Below are 11,725 nucleotides of genomic sequence, written 5' to 3' on the forward strand. Positions count from 1 at the left end.
GGCGGGCGTCGGGGCCTCGGCTGCGTGAGGGTGTGTACCGCCTCTGGAACACCGATCCGGGGGGCGCTTTCGGCCCGGGCGACGATCCTCTGTACATCACGATGCCGGTGCAGTTGGTGGTGGCGGACGCGGGCACGCACCTCGCCTTCTACGACAACTCGTGGGACGGGCGCGTCATCCTCAAGGAGGGTGAGGAGGGCGCGGGCTCCGGTCATGACCGGCCGGGCACGTCCGAGGTGCGGATGGACGGCGGTCCGCTGCGTTGCTGGCTGCTGCTCGGCACGCCCGCGCGGGTGCTGCACGGGTGGACGGCGCTGACCGGTGTGCCGGCGCCGCCGCCTTCGTGGGCGCTGGGGCCGCAGCACGCGCGGTGGGGTTTCGGCAGTGCGGAGGAGGTCCGGCGGATCGTGGCCGGCTACCGCGAGCGGGGGCTGCCGCTGTCCGCGCTCCATCTGGACATCGATCACTACGACCGGCACCAGGTGTTCACCGTCGACCGGCGGAACTTCCCCGATCTGCCCGCCTTGGCCAAGGAGTTGGGGGACCAGGGGGTGCGGCTGGTGTCGATCGTGGATCCGGCGGTGAAGGCCGCGCCGGGGAACGAGATGTACGCCGGTGGTTCGGCCGCCGGCGCGTTCGTGCGGGACGCGCGCGGTGACGACGTACGGGGCGAGGTCTGGCCCGGCGAGTGCGTCTATCCGGACTTCACCGACCCGGCGGTCCGTGAGTGGTGGGGCGGTCTGTACGAGGAGCGGCTGGAGCAGGGTTTCTCGGGGGTGTGGCACGACATGAACGAGCCGGTGTCGTTCGCGCCGTTCGGGGACACGACGCTGCCCCGGTCGGCCAGACACGCGCTCGACGGGCGTGGTGGCGACCACCGGGAGGCCCACAACGTGTACGCGCTGACGATGGCGATGGCCGGGTACGAGGGGCTGCGCCGGCTGCGGCCGCAGGAGCGGCCCTTCCTGTTCTCCCGTTCCGGTTGGGCCGGCATGCAGAGGTACGGCGGCACCTGGTCGGGCGATGTGGCGACCGACTGGCCGGGGTTGCGCGCCTCGCTGTCGCTGGTGCTGGGACTGGGGCTGTGCGGAGTGCCGTACTCGGGTCCGGACGTGGGTGGTTTCACCGGGAGTCCGACGCCCGAGCTGTATCTGCGCTGGTACCAACTGGGCGCCTTTCTGCCGCTGTTCCGCACGCACGCGGCCATCGACGCGGGGCGCAGGGAGCCGTGGGAGTTCGGCGACGAGGTGCTGGGCCACGCGAGGGCCGCCCTTCTGGAGAGGGAGCGGCTGGGGCCGTACTTCGTGACGCTGGCCCAGTTGGCGCGGCTGACGGGCGCGCCGTACGTCCGTCCGGTGTGGTGGGGCGCGCCGGAGGACCGGGCTTTGCGGGACTGCGAGGACGCGTTCCTGCTCGGCGACTCGCTGCTGGTGGCGCCGGTGCTGGAGGCCGGTACGGACCGGCGCGCGGTGCGGTTGCCGCGCGGGCGCTGGTACGACACGGCGACGGGGACGCCGTACGAGGGGCCGGGCCGGATCTGGCACATCCCGCCTGGCCGGCGAACCAGGACCGTACCGCCCGCGTGTGCAGGGGGAACGCCAGCTCGTCCGGGGCGCGCAGGAGCTGCCAGCCCGTCGTCTCGTCGGTGGCCACGGACGCGGGCAGTTCGGCGACGGGGCGTTCCGGCAGCAGCGCGAAGAGCAGCAGATGGCCTGCCGGCGCGCTCATGGCGTCGGCCAGCCGTACGTCCCGCTCGTCGGCCTCGATGCCGGTCTCCTCACGCAGCTCGCGTACGGCGGCGTGCCGCCAGTCCTCACCGTGGTCGATGAAGCCGCCGGGGAGGGCGACGTGTCCGCGCCGGGGTTCGATGGTGCGGGTGATGACGACGAGGGCGGTGCCGTGTTCCTCGGTGACGGGCAGCAGCGTGACCGCGACCGGCAGGGGGTTGCGGTAGGCGGTGGCACCGCAGACGTGGCAGGTGCGGGGCCAGCCGGCACCGGCCGGGTACGGCGCGCCGCAGCTGTCGCAGTGGGAGTCCTTCACGGAGCGGTTCTCGGGGTCGGCCACGCGCGGACTGTAGCCGATCACCCTTTCCCGGGGGCCGGGGAACTGATAGACGGTGTGCCCATGACACGACTCGCTTCCGCACTCCGCGCGCTGGCCGCCACCGCGGCCGCCCTGCTCGCCGTGACCGCCGCAGCCCCGGGCGCCGCCGGTGCCTCCGTCACGGGCGAGGGCTCCCGGACCGCCCGGCCCGTGGCACCCGAGGAGTTCGTGGCACTGCCGGCCGTGGCGCCGACGATCATCCACGACATGCGCTACCTCACCCCGCACAACTTCATGGGCGAACGGGTCGACGGTTACGACCAGCCGCTGTGCATCCTCACGCGCCCGGCGGCGCAAGCTCTGAAGCGGGCGCAGTGGAAGCTGCTGCGGCAGGGCTACTCGCTCAAGGTGTACGACTGCTACCGCCCGCAGCGGGCGGTCGACCACTTCGTCCGCTGGGCGGAGGACCTGGCGGACGAGACGATGAAGCCCGAGTTCTATCCGCGGGTCGACAAGTCGAGATTGTTCACCGACGGCTACATCGCCGAGAAGTCGGGGCACAGCCGTGGCAGCACGGTGGACCTGACGATCGTGAAACTGCCGGCCAAGCCCACCCGGCCGTATGTGCCCGGCGAGAAGCTGGTCCCCTGCTACGCGCCGCAGGGCGAGCGGTTCCGGGACAACTCCGTCGACATGGGCACCGGTTACGACTGTTTCGACACCCTGTCGCACACCGACGATCCGCGCGTCCAGGGCGAGCAGCGGGCCAACAGGCAGCTCCTGAAGAGCACGCTGGCCGATGTCGGGTTCACCAACCTCCCCGAGGAGTGGTGGCACTTCACCCACAAGCCGGAGGTCTTCCCGGACACCTACTTCGACTTCCCGGTGTCCTGGCGTTCGGTCGCCGGCCACTGACGGCGCGGGACGATCAGCCGTGAACGGCCGGCCGGGACCACCCCCGTGGGCTCCGGCCGGACCGCTCACTACTCTCGGACGCACGAAGCCCGTTTTCGGTTCTCCTCCTGCCCGTTTCGGGTTCCCGGCGGAGCCGTTACGGTGCCCGTATGGCAACGGAGACACCGGCGACATACGAGTCGTACGACGAATTCTGGCCCTACTACGTGGCGATGCACTCCCGCGCGGCCACGCGTTGGGTGCATCTGACGGGGACTCTGACGGGCCTCGCGGTGAGCGTCTACGGACTGGCGCGCGGCCGGAAGCGGTACGCGGCCGCGCTGCCGTTGATCGGCTACGGGACGGCGTGGCCCGCGCACTTCTTCATCGAGAAGAACAACCCCGCGAGTTTCGGGCACCCCGCGTGGTCGCTGCGCGGCGACGCGCAGATGATCCGGATGATGCTGGCGGGGCGGGACGCCGAATTGGCCGAGATCGCCGCGAAGTGGCTCGCCGAGAACCGCTGAGCCACGGAGCCGGTGAGCCGCCCAACCGGCGCATCGGCGGGCCGCTGACCCGCCGGACCGGTGTCCCGCCGACCGACACGCCGTGTCCGCGGGGGCCGGGAGGGCCGGGGCGGGCGGCAGTCGGAGCCGTACACCGCTGACTCACGGCCCGTACCCCTGTCGGTGGGGGTACGGGCCGTGTTCCGTCCGTAAGGCCGTCAGCGGCCCGGGACGGCCCGTCCCGGCGTGCGTCAGGTGGTGACCGCGGGCTCGCGCTGCTTCCGCGCGCGGATCATCGCGTGCTCCACGACCGCGACCAGGACGTCCTTCACGGACTCCCGGCTGCGCGCGTCGCACATCAGCAACGGCACCTCCGGGTCGAGATCGAGCGCCGTGCGGACCGTGTCGGCGGGGAAACGGGCGGTGTCCTCGAAGCAGTTGACCGCGACGGCGAACGGGATGTCCCGCCGCTCGAAGTAGTCGACCGCCGCGAAGGAGTCCTCAAGACGCCGGGTGTCGGCCAGCACGACCGCGCCGAGCGCGCCCTGGGCCAACTCGTCCCAGAGGAACCAGAAGCGGTCCTGGCCCGGCGTGCCGAAGAGGTAGAGCACCAGATCGTCGCGGAGGGTGATCCGCCCGAAGTCCATGGCGACCGTCGTGGTGGTCTTGCTCTCGACGCCCTCGATGTCGTCGACGGGCCGTCCCGCCTCGGTCAGCAGCTCCTCGGTGCGCAGCGGTTTGATCTCGCTCACCGCGCCCACGAGGGTGGTCTTGCCCACCCCGAAGCCGCCGGCCACCAGGATCTTCAGAGTCACCGGCTCGATCGGCCGCTGTCCACGGCTAGAGCGCCCGAAGACCATTGATCACCTCGCGGAGAATGTTCACGTCCGGCAGCTCGGCCGGCGGAACGGGACGGGTTACGTGCACGAGTTCGCTCTCGACCAGGTCTCCCACCAAGACCCTGACCACCCCTACGGGGAGGTCGAGGCCCGCCGCGAGTTCCGCGATCGACTGGGGGCCGGCTCTGCAGAGCTCGACTATCTCCACGTGCTCGGGAGACAGTGTCCGGTCACCGGAGGGGTCGTCGGCGGCCGGCGCCGGGATGACGATGGCGATCAGATCGAGCCGGTGCCGCGTCGCGCTGCTGGTGCGGCCGCGTGTCATGGCGTACGGGCGCACCACCGGTCCGGCGTCTCCGTCGAACCAGTGCTTCGGATCCTCGCCTGCTTGACTCATGGCATTCAACTCACCCTGCGGCGGGCTGTCCGGCGCGTGGTGCGGCACCCAGGTGGACGCCGACGCGCTTGACCATGAGCGTCATCTCGTAGGCGACCTGGCCGACGTCGGAGTCCGAGTCGGAGAGCACGGCGAGGCAACTGCCGTCGCCCGCCGCCGTCACGAAGAGGAAGGCGTCGTCGAGTTCGACGACGGTCTGGCGGACCTTGCCCGCCTCGAAGTGCCGGCCGACGCCCTTGGCAAGGCTGTGGAAGCCGGAGGCGACGGCGGCGAGGTGCTCGCCGTCCTCGCGGGTGAGTTCCTTGGACGTACCCGTGGCGAGACCGTCCCCGGACAGGACGATCGCCTTGCGGATGCTGCCGACCCGTTCCACCAGCTCGTCCAGGAGCCAGTTGAGGTCGCCCGGAACGGATCCGCGGCGTGTGGAATCGGATGCTGCGGCTTTCGGTGCGGTCATCGACCGTCCCCCTCCGGTGTCGTTCCTGCGGTGTCGCCGGGGCCGTTGATGTCCTCGGTTCCATCGATGTCTTCGGCGCTGTTCTGCTGGCGGCCACGCTGCCAGCCCCGTTGAAGGGAAGCCATACGGTTGCGGACCTCGTCCGCGTCACGCTCGTAGTCGCGTTCCGTCACCTCGGCGGGCGGCGCCTCGGCGTCCTCCCGTACGGCGTCCTTGAGCTGGGGCGCGAGACTGGCCTGGCGGACGCGCCGGGGAAGGCCGCCGAGCGGGGCGGCGGAGCCGTTCTCGTCCGGCGTCACGGCGGCTCCCTCGGGTGTGGGCGTCACGAGGCGTGCGGTGGGAGCGGGCGCGGGCGCCGCCGCGGTGGCCTCGTCCGGCGAGGGCTCGGTCGCCGGGTGGGCGCCGCCCCGCTCGTCGAGGCGCCGTCCGTGGTCGGCGACCAGCTTCGGGGTCTTGCGGCTGCGGCGGGGAAGCTGCTCCGGGAAACCGAGCGGGTCGGCGGCGTCGCGGCCCTCACGTCCCTGCGGGCCCTCGTGGTCGGCGGCCTGACGGTGCTGCTCGTGGAGGTCCCCGATGCCGGGTCCGCGCGGTTCACGCGGCAGGCCCGCCTCGCGCCCGCGGGTGCCGCGGCCGCTGTCGCGCAGGTGTTCACGGGCGCGGAAGATTCCGCCGCGTTCGCTCTCCGTGTCGTCCAGATCGGCGCCGGCGAGGTCGCTGACGGCCTCGACGCTGTCGGCGCCCGCGGGCCGTTCCTCGAACTCCCGGCCGGTGAGCGGTGGTTCGAGCTCGATGGGCCCGTCGAGCACGGAGCGGTTCGTGGTGAGTCCGGTGGGAACCTGCGACAGCGAGGCCAGCCGGCCGTCGGCGCGGCCCCGGCCGCTGTCGGCCGTGAGGTTCTGCCGGTCGAGCCGGAAGCCGGTGCCCTGCGTCTCGGGCGCCTCGGTGAGCAGCGCGGCCGGCAGGAACACGATCGCGGTGGTGCCTCCGTACGGAGACGGCTGGAGCGACACCCGGACGTTCTGCCGCTGCGCGAGGCGGCTGACGACGAAGAGGCCGAGGCGGTCGGTGTCGGAGAGTTCGAACTCGGGTGTCTCCGCGAGCCGCAGATTCGCGTCGAGGAGGTCGTCGGAGTTCATCCCGAGGCCGCGGTCGTGGATCTCCAGGGTGAAGCCGTTGGCGACGCGTTCGCCATGGACCTGCACCGCCGTGTGCGGGGGCGAGAACACCGTGGCGTTCTCCAGGAGTTCCGCGACGAGGTGGGTGAGGTCGGCGACGGCGGGGCCGCCGACACCGATCCGCGGCAGCCTGCGGACCTCGACGCGCTCGTAGTCCTCGACCTCGGCGACCGCGGCCCGTACGACGTCCATGAGCTGGACGGGCTTGCGCCACTGACGGGACGGCGCGGCGCCGGAGAGGATCACCAGGCCCTCCGCGTGGCGCCGCATTCGGGTGGTCAGGTGGTCGAGGCGGAACAGGTCGGCGAGTTCGTCGGTGTCCTCGGTGCGGCGCTCCATGGTGTCCAGGAGCGTGAGCTGGCGGTGGAGCAGGACCTGGTTGCGGCGGGCGAGGTTGACGAACACCTCGGAGACGCCGTGGCGCAACTCGGCCTGCTTGACGGCCGCTTCGACGGCGGCGCGCTGGAGGGTGTTGAGCGCCTGGCCGACCTGGCCCAGTTCGTCGCGCTCGTAGTCCAGTCGCGGGGCCTCCGTCTCGACGTCGACCTGCTCGCCCGCCGCGAGGCGCCGCATGACGCTCGGCAGCCGGACGCCGGAGACCTCGTGGGCCTCCTTACGGAGGCCGGACAGGTCGCGGATGAGGCTGCGGCCGACGCGCACGGAGACGATCAGGGAGACCAGCAGGGCGAGGAAGCCGAGGACGCCGGCGATTCCGGCCAGTACGAGGACGTTGAACCCGGCCGGGTCGACCCGGTCCTGGTAGCGCTCGTCGGCAGCCTCTCCCTCGCGGGCGAGGCTTTCGAGGACCGGGTTGGTCATCTCCTGCCAGCGTGCGGCGTCGACCGACGCCGGGTCCTTGCCGGGACCGGCGGTGATGATCTGTTCCTCGGCCTCGCGGAGCGGCTGGGTGCCGGGGCCGCCCCAGTACTGCTCGAAGATCTCGCGCTCCGAGGCGGGCAGGACGTCGAGGTTGGTCTCGTAGAGCAGAGTGCGGTTGGCCACGAGGTCGGAGATCAGCCGGATCTCGTCCGAGGTGGTGCGGCGGGTGATGAGCGCGGAGACGACCAGCGCGTCCTCACGGGAGAGCATCTCCTGGGCGCGGTCCACGCCGACCAGGGCGCGGGCCTGCTTGTCCAGCTCCACGTCCTCCAGAGCGTGCAGCGTCGCCAGGAAGTTGTGGCAGGGGTCGACGAGTCTGTTGTAGAAGTCGAGCGCCTGGCCCCGGGTGACGGTGCTCTTCTCGACGGAGCGGCGCAGCGCGCCGAGGCCGTCGAGCGCGTCGGTGAGGGAGGTCAGCCGTGCCGAGGTGGCGTCGCTCATCTCGTCGCGGACGGACGGGTTCTCGGCGTTGGTCTTGATCTTGGTGACGGCCCGGTCCGTGGCCGCGCGCTGTCGGCGCAGTTCGGCGAGGGAGTCGGAGTTGCGGGGGTCGGCCAGGTAGATCAGGGTCTGGCGGCGTTCCTGCTGGATCACCCGGACCGTGTTCTCCACGGGGTCGCCGACCTTGTCGATGATGTAGGCGACGTCGAGGAGCTGGTTGGCCTCGCGGCCGGTGAGTGTGGTGGCGAATGCCCACAGAGCCGTGAGGGATACGAGTGGCACAAGGAGCAACGCCACGATCTTCCGGCGGATGGACTTCCCGCGAAAGCGCATGGTCTCCCCCAGCTCGACCTTCCACCCGATGTGGAAGCCGTCTTCGTCCGAATCGACAACCTCGTCAACAAACGGCGCGAGCCTACTACTGCCACACCGGCAACTCGAAGACATGTCCGGGCGATTTTCGGCCCCAACCAGGCGAGTTGATCACGAGTTGTCCCGGTATTCACGGAGATGACTTTCGCCGCTGTGGCGCACAGTACCTGGCGGGGCGTCACTTTTCGCAATCGATCACATGGCCGGATCTGTATGCCGCGGGAATCTTCCTGATCTGTCGGTCGTCTATGTGTATGGGTACTGACATGCGGAAGTACCGGCTCAGGGTAGGGAATTCGGGGCGAGGGACGGGGCGGGCGGAGGGCGCGGTTCGCGCCGTCCGCCACACATTGGGTGCCATGGTCCGCGTGAAGCGGCCGGCGCCGGGCAGTCACCCTGATGTCGGACAGTGGTGGGGAGTTGCGGTCCATGAATACGAAGTCGGACACGGAAACAGCGGCGAAGGCGGGCAGAAAGGCACAGGGACGCGGCGGCGGGGACGGGCGTGCCGCCACGCGGGCGCCCGGGGAGGTCGAGGTCGAGCTGCCCGCCCCGCGTGGCACGGGCCTCTCGCGGCGGCTGTGGGTGGAGGAGCCCGCGATACGGCGCCGGATGCCCGACCCGGTGCGGACGGCGGCGGTGCGCGCCGTGATCATCGCGGCGCTGACGCTGATGCAGGCGATGGTCGCGTTCTTCTCGACGCTCGCGGGCTCCTGGCTGGCCTTCCCCATGGTGCTGAGCAGCGTGGCGAGCACGGTGGTGGCGACGTGGGGCGTGCTGGACGTGTGGGTGACGCGTCAGGTGTGGAACCAGCGCCATGGCGTGGTGTCGGTGCCGAGCAGCACGGCGCGGCAGTTGCGCCGGGAGCGCCGCCGGGCCAGGCGCACGGCGCGGGCGGCGGAGCGTGACGGCGCGCGGATACGACGCCGGGGCGCCGGCAGGCTCTCCGAAGCCTGAACGCCCGCGCCCCGGCGGCTGTTGGGACGGGGCTCCAGGGGCGCGTGCGGAGCGTGGCGCCGCCCGCCCGCAGGCCGGGGCCCGCGCCCTCCCCGTGGGGCGGCTGATGTCCCGTGATGCGGGGCATCACACGGCGGAGGACCGGCGTTGTGGAGGACCGGACCCGGCCAAGTCCGAGAATGCGGCGAGGTGCCGGGCGCCCCGGGCCGGGCGGGACTCTCCGGACCGGCCCTACTGGGTCTGCGAGGGGGCGGCCGGCGCACCGTCGGCCGGTTCGCCTTCGGCCGCCGTCGCGGTGGGCGTGGGGGCGGCAGTCGTGGGGGCGGCTGCGGACTGGGAGCGTTTGAACATCCGCGTCGCCGTGATCTCGCCGTGCACCGTCTCGCCGTCCGGGTCCTGTTGGGGAAGTCCGGGCCGCAGATGTTCCTCGACGCTGATGTATTTCAGGCCGGCCCGCAGGTCCGCGTCGTTGCGCAGCCGGATCACCAGGGGGAATTCGGCCAGTGCTGTCGTGTCGAAGAGACCGGTCGTGTAGAGGAGTTGGACGCCGAGGGCGTCCGACACGGCCCGCTGGAGTTCCAGCAGATACGTGGCGTTGGCGCGGCCGATCGGATTGTCCAGGAAGAGCGTGCCGGCGTGCCGGTGCTTGTCCCGGCCCCGGTCGTTGCTGCGGAGCGCGGCCATCGTGCAGTAGAGGGCGATCGCGGCGGTGAGCAACTGGCCGCCCGAGAAGACGTCGCCCATCTGTCCGACCGGGACGCGCTCCGCGCGCAGCACGGCGTCCGGCTTGAGGATCTCGACGGCGATTCCCTTGGGCTGGAGGGCCGCCTGGACCCCGCGCAGCAGCAGGGACATCCCGTCCCGGCGGAGGTCGGAGTTCTTCTTCAGGGCGGCGCGGGTGGCCTCGTCGATGACCTCGCCGAGCCGTTCGGTGAGGGTCGCCTGGTCGGGTTCCTCGAAGCGGATGCGGAGGAATTCCTGGCCGGACCACTCCCCCAGCCCTTCGGGCAGCCGGGAGAGCCGCTGCGCCGAGCGCAGGGTCGTGAGCGCGGACTCCACCAGTCCGCGCAGCCGGTCGACGATGGAGTCGCGATTGCGTTCCAGCTGCTCCAGTTCGTCGGTGAGCACGCGCAGCCGGGGCGCGAAGGCCGCGGCCCACTTCGCGGCGTGGTCGGGCAGGGCGGCTGCCGGCAGTTCACGGATCTGCTGGCGGGCCGGGGTGCGTACCTGCTCGTAGCGGGTGGAGTTGGCGTGCCGTACGAGAATGTCGCTCGCTTCCCGGACGGCGGCCTCGGCGGCGGACAGGTCCGTGGCGCACCCGCGCAGCGAACGGCGGGCCTCCGCGGCGGCGTTCCGTGCCTCCTCGATCGACCCGGGGTACGGCTCCGGCTCTTCCGGTGCCTCGTCGGTGTCCTCGTGGGCCGAGCCCCTGAGCAGGTCGCCGAGGAGGGCCGCGGTGTCGTCGAAGCCGCCTGTGGCGTCCTCGGCGGTGCGGTGGGCGTGCAGCAGCTCGCCGTGGGCCGAGCGGGCGGTGTCCAGCGCGTCGGTGCGCGTGGCGAGTTCGTTCGTGGCGGTGCGCAGCAGGGCCTGCGCCTGTTCGACATCGGCGGGTGCCTGGTCCTCGGGCAGGTCCGTGTGCGACTCGCCCTCGGCGGGTGCGAGGCGCTCGGCCTCACCGCGCAGCCGCCCCAGCTGCTCGCTGGCGGCCGACGCGCGTGACTCCAGCATCTGGACGAGGGATTCGGCGCGGGCCGCCGCGGCCTGCCTGGACGGCCCGTCGGCGCCGTCCGTGCTCTCCAGGAGCTGGGAGGCGCGGGTGCGGACCTTGTTGCTGAGGCGGTCCAGTTCGGCGAGGGCCGCGCCTTCGTCGCTCTCGGCGTGGGCCTGTTCGGCGCGCAGGTCGGCGCCGACGCCGACCTTCTCGTACAGCTGCGAGGCGGCGCGGTAGGCCTCCCGCAGCGCGGGAAGGGCGGTGCGCGGCGCGTCCTCGCCGGGGTCGGGCAGGTTCTCGGGGGCGCCGGCGATCTCGGCGCGTTCGGCCCGCAGGGCACGCGCCGTACGTCGGGCGTCGTCGGCGGCGCGCTGGGCGGCGCGGCGGTCCTCGTCGGCGGCGCGGGCCCGGTCGAGGCAGGCGGTGGCGCGGGCCTCGGCCTCGGCGGCGTCGTCGGCCAGTGCGCGGAGCTTGACCTGCCAGCCGGCCCGTTCGCGCAGCCGGAACGCGAGGCCCGCGAGGGCGTCGGCGACGCGGCGGGCGCGCTGGGCGGCCTCCTGGCGTTCGTCGCGCACCCGCGCGGTGTCGGCGGCGGCCTCGTCCGCCTCGGTGCGGACCGTGCGGGCCTCGGCGAGTTCGGCCCCCGCCGCCCGCGCCACCTCGCCGGCCGCGTGTGCGGTCCCGGCGAGTTCGGCGAGCCTGCCGGGCGCGCAGGTGGAGCGCCAGGAGCCGAGGCGCGCGGCGATGGCCCGGTCGGCGGAGAGCCGGGCGGACAGGATACGGATCTCCTCGTCGCGTGCGGTCGCCTTGGTACGAAGGGACTGCCGTTCGGCGTCGGCCGCGTGTTCGTCGTGCATCGCCGGGTTGGGCGGGACGAGGAAGACGCCGGTGTCCTCGCCGCCGGCCACGGCGCCGTGCGGGCCCGGTACCGGCGCGAGCAGCGCCGCGGCGGTGCCGACGGCCACGGCGGAGCGCGGCAGAAGGGCGGCGCCGGAGAGGACTTCGCGGGCCCGGGCGTGCGAGGCGGGGTCGGTGATGACGACGCCGTCGA

8 protein-coding genes and 3 pseudogenes are annotated in these 11,725 nt (G+C 72.3%); 5 read left to right on the top strand and 6 right to left on the bottom strand.

Annotated elements, in window-relative coordinates; genetic code table 11:
* A pseudogene (locus GXP76_RS29805) lies at positions 1–1,538 on the top strand (TIM-barrel domain-containing protein); the annotation flags it as partial.
* 121 nt (positions 1,539–1,659) lie between these two features.
* Here GXP76_RS29805 and GXP76_RS29810 read toward each other — a convergent pair.
* Positions 1,660–1,941 (bottom strand): annotated as a pseudogene (locus GXP76_RS29810) (NUDIX domain-containing protein); the annotation flags it as partial.
* Positions 1,942–1,957: 16 nt separating this feature from the next.
* Here GXP76_RS29810 and GXP76_RS35735 point away from each other — a divergent pair.
* The 3 genes from GXP76_RS35735 (at position 1,958) to GXP76_RS29820 (ending at position 3,467) form a co-directional block, all read left to right on the top strand.
* Positions 1,958–2,080, top strand: coding sequence for a hypothetical protein (locus GXP76_RS35735; protein ID WP_277993976.1), 123 nt, complete (start codon positions 1,958–1,960; stop codon positions 2,078–2,080).
* 47 nt (positions 2,081–2,127) lie between these two features.
* Positions 2,128–2,961 (top strand): M15 family metallopeptidase, encoded by an 834-nt coding sequence (locus GXP76_RS29815; protein WP_242574731.1) that lies wholly within the window; start codon positions 2,128–2,130, stop codon positions 2,959–2,961.
* Between the two features lie 149 nt (positions 2,962–3,110).
* Positions 3,111–3,467, top strand: a complete 357-nt coding sequence (locus GXP76_RS29820) for a DUF962 domain-containing protein (RefSeq protein ID WP_242574732.1) — start codon at positions 3,111–3,113, stop codon at positions 3,465–3,467.
* 230 nt (positions 3,468–3,697) lie between these two features.
* Here GXP76_RS29820 and GXP76_RS29825 read toward each other — a convergent pair whose 3' ends face one another.
* The 4 genes from GXP76_RS29825 to GXP76_RS29840 are packed head-to-tail and all read right to left on the bottom strand — an operon-like array spanning position 3,698 to position 7,967.
* Complete coding sequence (locus GXP76_RS29825) at positions 3,698–4,306, bottom strand: ATP/GTP-binding protein (protein WP_242574733.1); 609 nt, start codon at positions 4,304–4,306, stop codon at positions 3,698–3,700.
* Entirely contained in the window at positions 4,287–4,682 is a 396-nt protein-coding gene (locus tag GXP76_RS29830) for a DUF742 domain-containing protein (protein WP_242574734.1), read from the bottom strand. The genes GXP76_RS29825 and GXP76_RS29830 overlap by 20 nt, the downstream gene beginning before the upstream one ends.
* A 10-nt stretch (positions 4,683–4,692) precedes the next feature.
* A complete protein-coding gene (locus GXP76_RS29835; RefSeq protein WP_078078402.1) occupies positions 4,693–5,139 on the bottom strand; it encodes a roadblock/LC7 domain-containing protein in 447 nt (148 codons plus the stop codon).
* Positions 5,136–7,967 carry a nitrate- and nitrite sensing domain-containing protein gene (locus GXP76_RS29840; RefSeq protein ID WP_242574735.1) on the bottom strand — a complete coding sequence of 944 codons (2,832 nt, stop codon included), beginning with the start codon at positions 7,965–7,967 and terminating at the stop codon, positions 5,136–5,138. Before GXP76_RS29840 ends, GXP76_RS29835 begins: the two co-directional genes overlap by 4 nt.
* A 468-nt stretch (positions 7,968–8,435) precedes the next feature.
* Here GXP76_RS29840 and GXP76_RS29845 point away from each other — a divergent pair, with 468 nt between their 5' ends.
* Entirely contained in the window at positions 8,436–8,963 is a 528-nt protein-coding gene (locus GXP76_RS29845; protein WP_242574736.1) for a hypothetical protein, read from the top strand.
* A 231-nt stretch (positions 8,964–9,194) separates the two neighbouring features.
* Here GXP76_RS29845 and GXP76_RS29850 read toward each other — a convergent pair.
* Positions 9,195–11,725 (bottom strand): annotated as a pseudogene (locus tag GXP76_RS29850) (hypothetical protein); the annotation flags it as partial.

Origin of the sequence: Streptomyces sp. NP-1717 (assembly GCF_022695985.1) — a bacterium.
GTDB lineage: Bacteria > Actinomycetota > Actinomycetes > Streptomycetales > Streptomycetaceae > Streptomyces.